This is a genomic window from Micromonospora sp. AMSO31t (genome assembly GCF_008868175.1).
Classification (GTDB): Bacteria; Actinomycetota; Actinomycetes; order Mycobacteriales; family Micromonosporaceae; genus Micromonospora.
Window position 1 is genome coordinate 1 of the sequence record NZ_WBKT01000145.1, and the last position, 14,930, is coordinate 14,930.

The following is a 14,930-nucleotide window of genomic DNA, read 5'->3' on the forward strand; positions in this document are numbered from 1 at the left end:
GGGGCGGGGGCGTGCTCGGCCTCACCGGCCGGCTCGGTGGCCGGGCGGGCGCGCCGGACGGAGTGGGCGAGGGTCTCTGGCGTGGGTCTCGTCATGGCGGTTCAGGCCTTCGGCTGGAGTGGGTGATGCGCTTCTCAGGGTGGGACGCGGGCGTCCCGGCGATGCTCCGACGGCAACAAAAACGGCCCACGTGCAGATGCACGGGGCCAGCGCACTCTCAGTGGGAGAGTGCGCTCAGGTAAGTACTCGCAGCGACCGGTTCGACGACATGCGGTCAAGCCTGACGCATCTCACGCGATGAGTCAACTGATCCCACATTTTGGTTCACGGACGTGGGCGTGTCGCCTCCCGAAGCGCCGTCCACGGCCGGTGCGACCTGCGAAGATCCCTCATTCGAGGTACGCGGTGCGGGCACCTGGGCGGGCGGGTTCGACCGGAGCCGGGGCAGCAGCGGCGACGGCCCGGTCCGGGCCGGCGGGGCCGGCGCGGCGGGCGGCACGGAGGTCGGGCGGTTGCCCGGCGAGGTGGCCGCCTCCAGCATGGCCTCCAGGTGCTCGGCGGGCACGCCCCAGCCGAAGGCCGCGCCCTGCCCGAAGCGGCAGCCGGCGGCCACCACGGCGGCCAGCTCGGTGGGGGTGGTGACGCCCTCGGCGATCACCTCCAGCCCGAGCTGGTGGCCGAGGCGCATGACGATGTCGACCATCGGAGCGAACGCCGGGCCGTCGCGGCCCACCGGCCGGACCGGCTCGTGCTCGGCCACCAGGCTGTGATCGATCTTGAGGATGTCGATCGGGAGCCGGCGCAGCTGCCCCAGCGAGGAGTAGCCGGCGCCGAAGTCGTCCAGCGCGATCCGCACCCCGGTCAGGCGGAGCGCGGTGAGCCGCCGGATCAGCTCGTCGAGGTCGGTGGCGACGGCGTGCTCGGTGACCTCCAGCACCAGCCGCTGCGGCGGCACGTGGTGGGCGCGCAGCGCGTCGGCGACCTGGACCACGTATTCCGGGGCATGCAGCTCCCGGGGCGACACGTTCACCGACACCCAGACGTCGTGCCCGTCGGCCAGCCACCGGGAGAGCTGGTAGCAGGCCTGGTGCAGCACCCAGGCCCCCAGCTTGGAGATCATCCCGCACTCCTCGGCGAGCGGGATGAACTCGTCGGGCCGGACGTTGCCCAGCTCCGGGTGGTGCCAGCGGAGCAGCGCCTCGGCACCGACCGGGCGGACCGAGGGCAGCGAGGCCACCGGCTGGAAGGCCAGCCGCAGCTCGTCGCGCTCGATGGCGCCGCGCAGCTCGTGCTCCAGCATGGTGCGCCGGCGCAGCAGCTGGTCGTAGGTGGCGTCGTAGCGCTCGATCCGGTTCTTGCCGCGCTGCTTGGCGTAGCGCAGCGCCAGGTCGGCGTTGCGCAGCAGCAGCTCGACGTCGGTCTCCCCGCAGGCGCCGGCCACCCCGATGCTCACCGAGAGGAAGACCGGCCCGTCCGCCTCCTCGTAGGGGCGGCCGAGCACCCCGAGCAGCCGCTCGGCCACCGGCCCGGGCTCGGTCGTGCCGTGCATGAGCACCGCGAACTCGTCGCCGCCGAGCCGGGCCGCCAGGTCGCCGGGGCGCAGGTTGCCGCGCAGCCGCCGCCCCACCTCGGCCAGCACCGCGTCGCCGACGTCGTGCCCGCGCATGTCGTTGACGTTCTTGAAGCCGTCCAGGTCGAGCCCGAGCAGCACGCAGGGGACGCCGGCCTCGGCGCAGCGGTGCAGCGCGCGCAGCAGGCCGCGCCGGTTGGCCAGGCCGGTGAGCGGGTCGGTGTGCGCCAGCTCGCGGAAGTGCGCCTCCCGCTCGGCCAGCCGGCTGGCGTAGCCGCGCACGTCGTTGAGGGCCAGGTACTGCCGGGCCACCAGGGCGAAGCCCTCCACGCTGCCCGCCGCGATCCCGAACACGTCGAACCGGCCGCCCTGCACCAGGTGGTACATGGCGGAGGCGGCCATCGCGAACATCGGCACGAAGGCGTACTCGCCGTCGCGGCGGATCAGGTCGACGTCGACCTGCGGGAGGTCCACCCGGTGCGCGGCCAGGGCGGTGGCCAGCAGGCCGGCGGCGATCACCGCGGCGCCGGCGAACGCCAGGGCGGGGCCGGCCTGGCAGAGCCCGGCGGCCAGGCCCAGGCCGCCGCAGGTCACCCCGGTCGCGCCGGCGCCGAGCAGGACCAGCCGGCCGCGCGGCGGCGCCGCCCGCAACACCATGATCAGGGTCAGCCCCGCGGTGAGCGCCGCGCTGACCGTGGCCAGCAGGATGGGTACGCAGGCGACGGGGGTCGCGTCCCCGAGCAGCCGGGTCGGCGGGCTGAACAGCGCCCACCCGACGAACCAGAGCGCGCCCGCCATGATCACGCCGTCGAGCAGCAGCCGGGCGGTGGCCGCCCGGGCCGCCGCCGTGCCGGGCAGCCGGAGCAGGGCGACGCCGAGGCCGAGCCCGGCGAGCGTGGTGCCGAGCGAGACGACGGTGGCCCAGCCGGTGCGCTGCCCCTGCCGGTGCGCCCAGTGGTCGCCGGCGGCCAGCGTGCCGGCCAGCCCGAGGAGCAGGCTGAGCAGGGCGACCCCGGCGGCGGCCGCGAGCAGCACGTGCGCCCGCCGGTGCGGCCCGCCCCGGCGGCGCGCCGACGCGGCGAGCAGGGCGGCGGCGCCGGCCGCGGCGAGCCCGCTCAGCACCGCGACGATGACCATGCCCGGGGACGACTGCACGACCTCAACTGTGCCGGATCGGCGCCCCCCGTGGGGAACCGGGTGTGCAACTGTTGGGACACGGCGCGCGTGCCCGGGGGCCACCGCGGCGGCGGTGTCAGACTGGTAGGCATGCCTGAGCTGCGGTCGAGGACATCCACCCACGGTCGGACGATGGCCGGCGCCCGGGCCCTCTGGCGGGCCACCGGGATGACCGACGACGACTTCGGCAAGCCGATCGTCGCCATCGCGAACAGTTTCACCCAGTTCGTCCCCGGCCACGTCCACCTCAAGGACCTCGGCGGCCTGGTCGCCGACGCGGTGGCCGAGGCCGGCGGCGTGGGCCGGGAGTTCAACACCATCGCGGTGGACGACGGCATCGCCATGGGCCACGGCGGCATGCTCTACTCGCTGCCGAGCCGGGAGCTGATCGCCGACGCGGTGGAATACATGGTCAACGCGCACTGCGCGGACGCCCTGGTCTGCATCTCCAACTGCGACAAGATCACCCCCGGCATGCTGCTGGCCGCGCTGCGGCTCAACATCCCGACCGTCTTCGTCTCGGGCGGCCCCATGGAGGCCGGCAAGACCGTGGCCATCGAGGGCGTCGTCCACTCCAAGATCGACCTGATCGACGCCATGATCGCCTCCTCGAACGAGGCGGTCACCGACGACCAGCTCGGCGAGATCGAGCGCTCCGCCTGCCCGACCTGCGGCTCCTGCTCCGGCATGTTCACCGCCAACTCCATGAACTGCCTCACCGAGGCCATCGGCCTGGCGCTGCCCGGCAACGGCTCGACGCTGGCCACCCACGCCGCCCGCCGGTCCCTCTTCCTCGAGGCCGGCCGCACCGCCGTGGAGATCGCCAAGCGCTGGTACGACTCCGACGACGCCTCCGTGCTGCCCCGGTCGATCGCCAACCGGGACGCCTTCGAGAACGCCGTCGCGCTCGACGTGGCCATGGGCGGCTCGACCAACACGGTGCTGCACCTGCTGGCCGCCGCCCGCGAGGCCGAGCTGGACTTCGGGGTGGCCGACATCGACGCCATCTCCCGCCGGGTGCCCTGCCTGGCCAAGGTCGCGCCGAACTCGCCCCAGTACCACATGGAGGACGTGCACCGGGCCGGCGGCATCCCGGCCATCCTGGGTGAGCTGGACCGGGCCGGCCTGCTCCACCGCGACGTGCACGCCGTGCACTCCCCCTCGCTGGAGACGTGGCTCGCCGACTGGGACGTCCGGGGCGGCTCGGCAACCGCCGAGGCGGTCGAGCTGTTCCACGCCGCGCCGGGCGGGGTCCGCACCACCGAGCCGTTCTCCACCACCAACCGCTGGTCCTCCCTGGACACCGACGCGGCCGGCGGCTGCATCCGGGACGGCGAGCACGCGTACAGCGCCGACGGCGGGCTGGCCATCCTGCACGGCAACCTGGCGCCGGACGGCTGCGTCGTGAAGACCGCCGGCGTCCCCGAGGAGTGCCTGACCTTCCGCGGGCCGGCCAAGGTCTACGAGTCGCAGGACGACGCGGTCACGGCGATCCTGGCCAAGGAGGTCGTGGCCGGGGACGTGGTGGTGATCCGCTACGAGGGCCCCAAGGGCGGCCCCGGCATGCAGGAGATGCTCTACCCCACCTCGTTCCTCAAGGGCCGCGGCCTGGGCCGCTCCTGCGCGCTGCTCACCGACGGCCGGTTCTCCGGCGGCACCTCCGGCCTGTCCATCGGGCACGTCTCCCCCGAGGCCGCCTCGGGCGGGCCCATCGCGCTGGTCCGGGAGGGCGACGAGATCGTCATCGACATCCCGGCCCGGTCGATCCGGCTCGACGTGCCCGACGACGTGCTCCACGCCCGCCGGGTGGCCGAGGAGAAGCGGGACCGCCCGTACACGCCCGCCGACCGGATCCGGCCGGTGTCCGCGGCGCTGCGCGCGTACGCCTCGATGGCCACCTCGGCCAGCGACGGCGCCTACCGCCGCGTCCCGGAGTGAGCCGCCCCCACAGCTCTCCGCGCCGCCGGTAGCGTCCGGCGGCGTGGAGACGACCGTGAGCTACGCGCGACTGATCCGACCGGCCATCGACCGGGTGTACGTGGGCGCCCGCTGGGCGGCCCGACCCCGGATGGAGAAGTTCTACGCCGAACGCGGCGCCGACCTCGGCTACGAGAACTCGTTCTTCTCCGGGGTGCTGGCCCGCCCGATGCCCGCCGAGGCCCTCGCCGACGGGCTGGCCTACACCGACGGCGACATGAGCCGCGAGCTGGCCCAGGGTGTGACCACGGTGGACGCCGACGGCGCCTGGCACCTCACCGAGCGGGGCCGGGAGCTGGCGCTGTTCGCGCAGCGGGCCACCGCCGAGGCCGCCGAGGAGCTGTGGTCGGACCTGCCGGGAATGCTGCCCGGCCTGCGCATCGTGCCCCGGCTGGCCGACCTCGTGGGCCGGGTGCTCGCACATGGGCAGGCCACCGGCGGACCGGCGTTCCGGGCCATGTCCCCGCCGTACGAGCCGGACGGCGCCTCGCCGGCACTGCTGCTGGTCACCCGCCTCGGCTCGCTGCGTCACCACCGCGCCGACGCGCACCGGGCGGCGTGGCGGGCCGCCGGGCTGACCGCCGACGAGATCCGGGCGCTGCCCGACGGGCCCGAGCGCGCCGCCATCGAGGCGGAGACCGACCGCCGCGACGAGCCCGCGTACGCGGTGCTGACCGACGCCGAGCGCTGGGAACTCCTGGCCGGCCTGGCCGCCCTGCCGAACTGACCGCCGACTGCGTGCCCGAAGCAAGATCTTGGCGAGTTGCCGTCCGCCTCGAACGGCAACCCGCCAAGATTGCCAACCGAATGCCCTGGGCGGGGCTCAGGCCGCGCCCTTGGTGAGGTCGTTGACGCAGCGCAGGACCGGTCGGGTGGTCAGGGCCGTCGCGTCGAGCGGCTCCGTCGCGGTGACCGTGAAGGTGGTGGACTCGCCCGGCAGCAGGGTGACCAGGGCCTGGTCGACCTGCGCCGACGGGTGCAGCCGGTCCGGGTGGAGCGTCACGTCACGCAGCACCGTCCGCGCGGTCACCCGCACCCGCTGGCCGTCGCCCGCCGACTCGACCGACGCGGAGAACTCCGCCGCCGGCCACTCGACCTCCCGGTCGGTGGCGAAGAACCACAGCGCCCGCTCGGCGGTGTCCCCCGCCGCCGCGACCAGCAGTTCCCGCCGGGCCTCGTCCGGCCGCGCCACCTCCGCGGGCAGCGCCAGCACCACCGAGGAGTACGCGGGGACGGCGAGGTCCACCGAGGTCTTCGCCCTCGGCTCCCCGGCGAGGGTGAGCCGGGTGACCGTGGCCGGCGCGTGCCACGCCTCGCCGGTCTCGTTCACCGCCACCAGCGCCAGCCCGCCGTCCGCCGGCTGCACGGTGAGCAGCCGGGCCGCGTAGGCGCGGCGGAGCGCGTACCAGAGGGGTTTGCGCCGGCCGTCGCCGTCGACGGCCGACCAGGAGGTGACCGGCCAGCAGTCGTTGAGCTGCCACACGATGGTGCCCATGCAGACCGGCCGGTGCGAGCGGAAGTGCTCGACGCCGAGTTGGATGGCCCGGGCCTGGTTGAGCTGGGTGAGGTAGTGCCAGTCGTCGAAGTCGGCGGGCGCCGGCAGGTGGGCGTCGAGGCCGCGCCGCAGTTTCCGGTCCCCGTCGGCGGCCTTCTGGTGGTGCGCCATGCCGGGTGAGTCGTGGGCGAGCGGCTCGTCGGAGAGGGCTCGGCGCAGCGTCGCGTACGCGGGGGGCGCCTGGTAGCCGAACTCGGCGACGAAGCGGGGCACGTACTCGCGGTACTTCGTGTAGTCGTCGGTGTTCCACACGTCCCAGATGTGCGTGGTGCCGTGGGCCGGGTCGTTGGGGTGCACGTCCTCGCTGCCCGACCAGGGGCTGCCCGGCCAGTACGGCCGGGTCGGGTCCAGCTCGGCGACGACGGCGGGCAGCAGCTCCAGGTAGTAGCCGCGCCCCCAGGTGCGGCCGGCGAGCGCCTTCTGCCAGTCCCAGTCGTGCCAGCCCCAGATGTTCTCGTTGTTGCCGGTCCAGAGCACCAGCGAGGGGTGGCTGGCGAGCCGGGTGACCTGCTCCCGCGCCTCCGCCTCGACCTCGGTGCGGAACGGCTCCTCCTCGGGGTAGGCGGCGCACGCGAAGAGGAAGTCCTGCTGCACCAGCAGTCCGAGTTCGTCGGCCAGCTCGTAGAAGTCCTCCGACTCGTAGCGGCCGCCGCCCCAGACCCGCAGGAGGTTGACGTTCGCGCCGGCGGCCTGCGCGAAGCGCTCGGCGAGACGGGCCCGGGTGACCCGGTTGGGGAAGGCGTCGTCGGGGATCCAGTTGACCCCCTTCACGAAGACCGGCACCCCGTTGACGTGCAGGGTGAACGCGGAGCCGTGGGCGTCGGGGGCGGTGTCCAGCCGTACCGAGCGGAAGCCGATCCGGCGGGACCAGCCGTCCAGCGCCCGGCCGTCCGCGGCGCGGAGGGTCACGTCGAGGTCGTGCAGGGGCTGCTCGCCGTACCCGACGGGCCACCAGAGCGCCGGGTCGCGGACCGTGAGGGTCGCCACGGCACGGCGCTCCCCCGCCGGGACGGTGACCTCGACGGCGGCGCCGGCCACGGTGGCGTGGATGGTGAGCGGCTCGTCCCGCGTCCGCTCGACCTCGACGTGCAGCTCCACGCGGCCGCTGCCGTCCTCGACGGTGACCAGTGGGCGGACGGTCGCCAGCCGGGCGACCGACCAGGCGTGCAGCCCGACCTCCTGCCAGATGCCGGCGGTGACCAGCGTCGGTCCCCAGTCCCAGCCGAAGTTGCAGGCCGTCTTGCGGATGAAGTGGAACGGCTCCGGGTACGCGTTGGGCCGGTCGCCGAGCCGGTCCCGGTGCGCCTCGGCGTAGCGGTACGGCGAGTCGAAGCGCACGGTGAGGGTGTTGGCGCCGGGCCGGAGCAGCGGGCCGACCGGGAAGCGGTGGCCGCGGTGCTGGTTCTCGGTGCGGCCGGCCTCGGTGCCGTTGACGGTGATGGTGGCGACCGTGTCGAGGCCGGCGCAGACCAGGTCGACCCGCTCGTCGTCGCCGGGCCGCCAGTCGACGGTGGTCTCGTAGACCCAGTCGGTGCGGCCGATCCAGCCGAGGCGGTTCTCGTTGTCGTCGAGGTACGGGTCGGGGATGAGGCCGGCCGCCAGCAGGTCGGTGTGAACGCAGCCGGGGACGGTCGCCGGCACCGCCCGCCCGGCGACCTCCGGCGGCACCTGCGGGCCGGGCACGGCCCGTAGCAGCCAACCCTCGTGCAGCGTCTGACTGCTCACGACTTCACCGCGCCTTCCATGATTCCGCGGACGATCTGTCGTCCACCGATGAACAGCATGACCAGCAGGGGCACGGTGGCGATGAACGCCCCGGCCAGGACACGCCGGTAGATCACGTAGTTGCCGCTGGCCAGGTCGGAGACCGCGACCATGGAGGTCGGGAAGTCCGTGCCGCTCAGCGTGATGAGCGGCCACTGGAAGTCGTTCCAGGTGGCCACGAAGGTGAGCAGCCCGAGCACGGCCAGGGCCGGGCGGATGGCCGGCAGCACGATGCTGGCGTACACCCGCATGGTGGTGGCGCCGTCCATCCGGGCCGACTCGACCAGCTCGTCGGGGACGGTGTTGACGATGAACTGCCGCATGTAGAACACCCCGAACGCGGTGACCAGCCCGGGAGCGATGACCGCGAGCAGGGTGCCGTTCCAGCCGAGCTTGCCCATCACGATGTAGAGCGCCACGATGCCGAGCTGGTTGGGGACGGTCAGGGTGAGCACCACGAAGAGCATCAGGGCGTTGCTGCCCTGGAAGCGCAGCTTGGCGAAGGCGAATCCGGCCAGCGAGCAGAAGAACAGCACCGAGGCGGTGACCACGGTGGCGACGATGACGCTGTTGACCAGCGAGGCGGCGAAGTAGACGTCCTGGAGGGAGAAGACCTCGTCGACGTTGGTCAGGAACCGGTCGCCGGGGACGATCGCCGGCGGCAGCTTCGCGAGCGCCTCGTCGTCGCTGGTCGCGATGACGAACATCCAGTAGAGCGGGAACGCGGCGAAGAGCATGGTCAGCGCGAGGAACAGGTAGGTCCAGAGCCCGGCGGCGGTCTCCTGCGGGGCCCGGGCCACCAGCCGCGGCCGACGGCGCGGGGGTGCGACGGTCATCAGAGCCTCCTTCCGTTCGCGACTGCGGTACTCCGCTTCGCTGCGTTCCTCGCGCTCACCGCTGCCCTCCGGACAGTCGGTTCGTCACGAGGTAGTTCACGCCCGCGACGATCAGGATGATCAGGAAGAGGGCCCAGGACATGGCCGCGGCGTAGCCGAGGTTGAGGTCCTTCCAGCCGACCTTGTAGATGAGCTGGGCGATGGTCTGCCACTCGCCGTTCGGCCCGCCGGTGGCGGCCTGGGCGTTCGGGTCGAAGAGCATGGGCTCGGTGAAGAGCTGGAGGCCGCCGATGGTGGAGAGGATGACGGTGAAGAGCACCACGGGCTGGATCATCGGCACGGTGATCCGCCAGAGCTGCTTCCACGGCCCGGCGCCGTCGATGGCCGCCGCCTCGTAGACGTCGCGCGGGATGGACTGCATGGCGGCCAGGTAGAGCAGGGCGTTGTAGCCGATCCACTTCCAGTTGACCATCGTGGCGATGGCGATCCAGGAGTGCAGCTTGTCGGCCCGCCAGTCGATGGGGTCGTCCGGGCCGCCCAGGCCGAACAGGCCGAGCACCCAGTTGGCCATGCCGAAGTCGCGGGAGAAGAAGACGCTGAACACCATGGTCGAGGCGACGATCGGGGTCACGTACGGCAGCAGCACCCCCACCCGCCACCAGGTCTGCGCCCGCAGCTTTCGGTTGAGCAGCGAGGCGACGACGAGCGCGAGCAGCAGTTGGGGCACCGAGGAGAGCAGGAAGATGCCGAAGGTGTTGTAGAGGGCGTTCCAGAAGTCCTCGTCGCCGAGGAGCCGGCTGAAGTTCTCGCCGCCCGCCCAGTAGGGCAGCGTCGGGTCGTCCAGCCGGTAGTTGCGCAGCGAGACCACCGCGTTGAACAGCAGCGGGAAGAGCCCGAACACGATGAAGAGCAGGAAGAACGGCGCGATCATGAGGTACGGCATGTAGCGCATGTCGAAGCGGTACAGCCGGTCGCGCCAGGACAGCCGCCGGTCGTCGCCGCCGGAGCGGCCGCGCTCCGGCCCGGCTGGGCGGCTCGATGGTGCGGGCGCGGCACGGGTGGTGGACATCGGATCACTCCAAGGCCGAGGTGGGTGAGGCGGTACGGCGGTGACGGGGCTGGCCGCGGCCCACCCCGTCACCGGTGTCCGGTCAGGACCTGGCGGCCTTGTCGGCCTCCTTGACCGCCTCGCCCCAGGCGGCGTCCGGCTTGAGGCTCTTGTTCTCGACCCGCCGGATCACGTTCTCCACGGCGACCCGGGTCGGGCCGTTCTTCCTGCCCAGGTACTGCGGGGTGAGGCCCTGCGCCATCTTCGGGAAGATCTGGCCGACCGGGGCGTCGTTGAAGAACGGGTTCTTGAAGTCGGCGATCGCCGGGTCGGCGTAGAGCGCCGGCTGCGAGGGCAGGTTGCCGACCTTCTTGAAGATCTCGATCTGCTGCTCGGGCGCGACCAGCCACTCCAGCAGCTTGTACGCCTCGTCGACGTGCTTGCCCTGCTTGGGGATGGTCAGGAAGGAGCCGCCCCAGTTGCCGCCGCCACCGGGCACCGCGGCGATGTCCCACTTGCCCTGGGTGCCGGGCGCGGTGTCCTTGATGTGGCCGAGCATCCACGCCGGGCAGGCCAGCACGGCGAAGGCGCCGCTGGTGAAGCCCTTGTCCCAGTCGGCCTGGAAGCTGACCAGGTTGGCCGACAGGCCGGCCTGGACGGCCTTCACCGTGTAGTCGAAGGCGACCTTCGGGCCGCCGTCCATCTGGAGTTGCTCCTGGTCGGAGTAGAAGCCGACCTGCTGCTGCCCGAGGATCGGGTTGAACAGGTTGGTGCCGGCGTCGATGAACTTCTTGTTGGTCTTCGCGGTGTACTGCTGGCCGACCTCGATGAACCGGTCCCAGTTGGGCCAGAGGGCGGAGACCTGGTCCCGCTCGGTGGGCAGGCCGGCGGCCTTGAACAGGTCGGTGCGGTAGCACATGGCCAGGCCGCCGACGTCGGTGCCGAGGCCGATCTGGGTCCGGCCGTCGGCGGAGAGCGACTGCTTCCACTTCCAGGGCAGGTACTTGCTCTCGTACTCACCGGCGCCCTTGTCCAGCAGGTTGACGAACTTGTCGGACTGGCTGCGGAACTGGACCATGAAGCCCTCGTCGATCGCCGCGATGTCCGGCGCGCCGTTGCCGGCGACGAGCTTCTTCTGCAGGTCCTCGTGCTGCGCGTTGTACTCGCCGGAGTTCAGCTGGATCTTGACATTCGGGTGGTCGGCCTCGTACCTCGCCTTGAGGCCCTGGAGGCCGAAGTCGCCCCAGAAATTGATCTTCAGGGTGACCTGACCGCCGGCGGCGTCGGAGCCGCCCGTGGTGCTCTTGCCGCTGCAGGCCGCGACCATGACCAGGCTGACGGCACCCACGGTGGCCGCCCGGGCCCAGTGCGTCCAGGACCGTTTCATGTCATCCTCCGCGCCGAATGTGGGAACGCTCCCGATATCGAGGAACGTTGACTGAACCGGATAAGTGAGCACAACGTACGGGGCACCTCATGGGCTGTCAACGGCCGGTGCCAAGCGGGGCCGTCCGGTAGCCTGATCACCGCCGTTGGTGCGGGTTCAAGCGTTCTTCGGCGGCCGAACGGCCCGGCGAGCGATGGGTGAGGTCGTTCGCTTAACCGCGCAAGCGGCGAGCGAACGTGCCGCAGCGACCGCGGCGCGACCCCGGTGCAGTAGCGTGACAGCCGCCGGTCACCCCGGCGGTGAAACGGGCCCGCGAGGGCCGGACCAGTGGAGGAGCGCCGGTGAAGCGGCCGACCATCGCCGATGTCGCCCGGCGGGCCGGGGTCTCCAAGGGCGCGGTGTCGTACGCGCTGAACGGCCAGCCCGGCGTGTCCGAGGCGACCCGGCAGCGGATCCTGGCCATCGCCACCGAGATCGGGTTCAGCCCGAGCAGCGCCGCCCGGGCGCTCTCCGGCGCCACCGCCAAGGCGGTCGGCCTGGCCCTGTGCCGGCCGGCCCGGATACTGGGCATCGAGCCCTTCTTCATGGAGCTGATCAGCGGCGTGGAGGCCGAGTTGTCGGCCCGCTCCTACGCGCTGACCCTCCAGGTGGTCACCGACCAGGAGGCCGAGATCGCGGTCTACCGCCGCTGGTGGGCCGAGCGCCGGGTGGACGGCGTGTTCGTCTGCGACCTGCGCACCGACGACCGGAGGGTGCCGGCGCTGGAGGAGCTGCAACTGCCGGCCGTCGTGATCGGCGGTCCCGGGCACACCGGCAGCCTGGCCAGCGTCTGGTCCGACGACGCGGCGGCCCTGGTCGAGACCGTGGAGTACCTGGTCGCCCTGGGGCACCGGCGGATCGCCCGGGTGGGCGGGCTCCCCTCGCTGCTGCACACCGAGATCCGCACCGACGCCTTCACCGAGGTGTGCCGGCGGCTCGGGCTGGACGAGGCCACCACGGTCTGGTCCGACTACACCGGCGAGGAGGGCGCGCGGGCCACCCGCCGCCTGCTCAGCTCCGCCGCCCGGCCCACCGCGGTGATCTACGACAACGACGTGATGGCGGTCGCCGGCCTGTCCGTGGCCCAGGAGATGGGGCTGGCCGTGCCGGGCGACCTGTCCATCGTGGCCTGGGACGACTCCCCGCTCTGCCGGCTCGTGCACCCGCCGCTGACGGCGCTGGGCCGGGACATCCCCGCGTACGGGGCGCACGCCGCGCGGCAACTCCTGGCCGTGATCGCCGGCGAGCCGGTGACCGGCCTCCAGGACGAGACCGCCCACCTCACGCCGCGCGGCAGCACCGCACCGCCGCGGCCTCGGTGAACCGGTTCAGCGAACCGGCTGGACGGCCAGGTCAGCCGGGTGTCGACGGGAACTCCTCGAACCACGCCTCCATCCGCTCGGCGGGGGCCGGGCGGGCCAACGCGAAGCCCTGCCCGTAGCGGCAGCCGGCCCGGCGTGCCCCGGCGACCTGGGCGTCGGACTCCAGGCCCTCGACCACCACCTCCAGGCCGAGCCGGTCGCCCAGGTTGGCCACCACGTCGATGAGCGGGCGCTGCCCGTCCGCTGCCGGCCCGACCAGGTGCGGGCCCACCTTGAGCAGGTCGATCGGCAGGCGGCGGAGCTGGGCGAGCGAGGCGTGCTCGGCGCGGAAGTCGTCCAGCGCGGTGCGGACGCCGAGCGACCGGAGGCCGGCGAGCCGGGCCACCACGGTGGACAGCTCGGGGGCCACGGCCGGCTCGGCCACCTCCACCACCAGGCGCTCCGGCGGCACGTCGTACGCGGCCAGCGCCGTCGCCGTGCGGGCCACGAAGTCGGGCGCGGCCAGCTCCCGGGGCGTCACGTTGACCGCCATCCACAGCTCCCGGCCGCCCCCCGACCAGTCGGCGAGCTGCCGGCAGGCCCGGTCCAGCACCCACCGCCCGACCTCCCCGAGCAGGTCGAGGTCGGCCGCCACGGGCAGCAGCTCGGCCGGCAGCACCGTGCCCAGCACCGGGCTGCGCCACCGCAGCAGCGCCTCGGTGCCCACCGGCTGCCGGTCGGCCAGCGCCAGCACCGGCTGGTAGACCAGGTCCAGCTCGCCCCGGGCGACCGCGCCCGGCAGCTCCCGTTCCAGGTCGAGCCGGCGGACCAGCTGCTCCTCCAGGTAGGCGTCGTACCACTCGACCCGGTCGCGGCCGAGCTGCACCGCGCGCCGGCGGGCCAGGTCGGCCTGGCGCAGCACGTCCTCCGGCTCGCCGCCGGTGGTCTCGGCCAGCCCGATGCTGGCCCGGATCCGGCTCGCCCCGCCGGGTCGCGGGCACGGCTCGGCGAGCGCGGCCAGCAGGCGGATGCCCAGCGCGTACGCGGGCACCGGCCCGAGGTCGGTGAGCACGGCGAACTCGGTGTCGGTGAGCCGGGCCACCAGGTCGTGCGGGCCCGATCCGGCCCGGAGCCGGTGGACGACCTCGGCCAGCACCGGCCCGTCCAGCACCGCCGTCTCGTCGGCGCCGTGCAGGTCGACGACGAGCAGCGCGCCGCCGGCGCGCCGGGCGAGCGCGCGGACCAGCTCGGCCCGGTCGGCCGGTGGGGCGTCCGCGGGCCACTCCCCGTCGCCGGCCAGCAGCCGCAGCCGCGCCTCGCTCGCGGCCAGCCGCTCGGCCCGGCGCCGGTGGTCGGCGGCGGCCAGGACCTCCCGGACCACCATCGGCGGGATGACGGCCAGCCCCAGGGCGATCTCCGGTGCGGTGAACTGTCCCACCGTCCACAGGTGGTGACCGGCGGCCAGCGCCGCGATGCCGGCCGGCGCGGTCAGCCCGGGCCAGGCGGCCGGCGCGGCGCCCGTGCGGGGCCGCTCACCGGCCGCGGTACGCCGGGCGCCGCCCGCGGTCAGCAGCGCGCCGGCCAGCAGCGGTGGCGCGACGGCCAGCACGGCCCGGTCCGGGGCGGTGCCGGCGAGCAGCACCACGAGCAGGGCCAGCCCGCCGAGCGTGGCGGCCGCGCCGGCGTGGCAGAGGGCCGCGCCCGGTCGCCGGCGCCGCTCGGCGAACGCGGCGACCAGCAGGACGGCCAGCGCCAGCGCGCCGCCGACGCTCGCGGCCCGCGCGGCCGGCGGCACCGGGCCGGTCGGCAGCAGCACCCAGCCGGCGAAGACCAGACTGACGCCGAGGCCGACCACGTCCACGCCGCGGCGCAGCCGTTCCGCGCCGGAGAGCCGGGAGCGGCCGGGCAGCCGGAGCAGGGCGACGGCGTACAGCGGGGCGGTGACCGCCAGGCCGGCCAGGGCGACCGGCAGCCGGTGCGCGGGTTCGGTCAGCGGCAGCACCGCCACGGTGAGCCCGGCGGCCAGCACGGCAACGTCGAGGATCCCGGCGACCCGGCGGGACAGCGCCACCCGGCGGGCCCGCCGGCCGGTCGGCCGGGCGGCGGCCGGCTCGGGCCGGTCCGGCGGACCGGTACCGCCGGAGCGTTCGGCGGGCGTCGGCGTCGGTGCCGGCGCGCCAGGCCCAGACGGCGACCGCCAGCGGGATCAGCAGCACCCAGAGCAGCCACCAGCGCGCGGTGGCCAGCGGCAGCGCGCCGATGACCGCGACGAGCGCG

General features: G+C 73.8%; 9 protein-coding genes and 1 pseudogene. 3 read left to right on the plus strand and 7 right to left on the minus strand.

The window, feature by feature from the left end; genetic code table 11:
• Positions 1-274 precede the first annotated feature (274 nt).
• Positions 275-2,725: a bifunctional diguanylate cyclase/phosphodiesterase gene (locus F8274_RS24480; RefSeq protein ID WP_151464717.1), complete on the minus strand. Its 2,451-nt coding sequence runs from the start codon at positions 2,723-2,725 to the stop codon at positions 275-277.
• 111 nt (positions 2,726-2,836) lie between these two features.
• Between F8274_RS24480 and ilvD the strand changes: the two genes are divergently transcribed.
• Positions 2,837-4,684 (plus strand): dihydroxy-acid dehydratase, encoded by a 1,848-nt coding sequence (gene ilvD / locus F8274_RS24485; RefSeq protein WP_151464718.1) that lies wholly within the window; start codon positions 2,837-2,839, stop codon positions 4,682-4,684.
• A gap of 43 nt (positions 4,685-4,727) precedes the next feature.
• On the plus strand, positions 4,728-5,450 hold the full coding sequence (locus F8274_RS24490) for a hypothetical protein (protein ID WP_225853951.1): 723 nt from the start codon (positions 4,728-4,730) through the stop codon (positions 5,448-5,450).
• Positions 5,451-5,546: 96 nt separating this feature from the next.
• Here F8274_RS24490 and F8274_RS24495 read toward each other — a convergent pair whose 3' ends face one another.
• From F8274_RS24495 to F8274_RS24510, 4 genes are all read right to left on the minus strand, one after another.
• Positions 5,547-8,003 (minus strand): glycoside hydrolase family 2 protein, encoded by a 2,457-nt coding sequence (locus F8274_RS24495; protein ID WP_151464719.1) that lies wholly within the window; start codon positions 8,001-8,003, stop codon positions 5,547-5,549.
• Positions 8,000-8,878, minus strand: a complete 879-nt coding sequence (locus tag F8274_RS24500) for a carbohydrate ABC transporter permease (protein ID WP_151464720.1) — start codon at positions 8,876-8,878, stop codon at positions 8,000-8,002. Before F8274_RS24500 ends, F8274_RS24495 begins: the two co-directional genes overlap by 4 nt.
• 55 nt (positions 8,879-8,933) lie before the next feature.
• Positions 8,934-9,947, minus strand: a complete 1,014-nt coding sequence (locus F8274_RS24505; RefSeq protein ID WP_151464721.1) for a carbohydrate ABC transporter permease — start codon at positions 9,945-9,947, stop codon at positions 8,934-8,936.
• A gap of 82 nt (positions 9,948-10,029) precedes the next feature.
• Positions 10,030-11,313: an ABC transporter substrate-binding protein gene (locus F8274_RS24510; protein ID WP_151464722.1), complete on the minus strand. Its 1,284-nt coding sequence runs from the start codon at positions 11,311-11,313 to the stop codon at positions 10,030-10,032.
• Positions 11,314-11,654: 341 nt separating this feature from the next.
• On the opposite strand from F8274_RS24510, the gene F8274_RS24515 reads away from it, so the two are divergent.
• Positions 11,655-12,674, plus strand: coding sequence for a LacI family DNA-binding transcriptional regulator (locus tag F8274_RS24515; protein ID WP_151464723.1), 1,020 nt, complete (start codon positions 11,655-11,657; stop codon positions 12,672-12,674).
• 31 nt (positions 12,675-12,705) lie between these two features.
• On the opposite strand, the gene F8274_RS24520 is transcribed toward F8274_RS24515, so the two are convergent.
• The gene (locus tag F8274_RS24520; protein WP_225853952.1) at positions 12,706-14,724 is read right to left on the minus strand and encodes a bifunctional diguanylate cyclase/phosphodiesterase; all 2,019 of its coding nucleotides are present in this window, start codon (positions 14,722-14,724) and stop codon (positions 12,706-12,708) included.
• Positions 14,725-14,803: 79 nt separating this feature from the next.
• Positions 14,804-14,930, minus strand: a pseudogene (locus F8274_RS32090) (PH domain-containing protein); the annotation flags it as partial.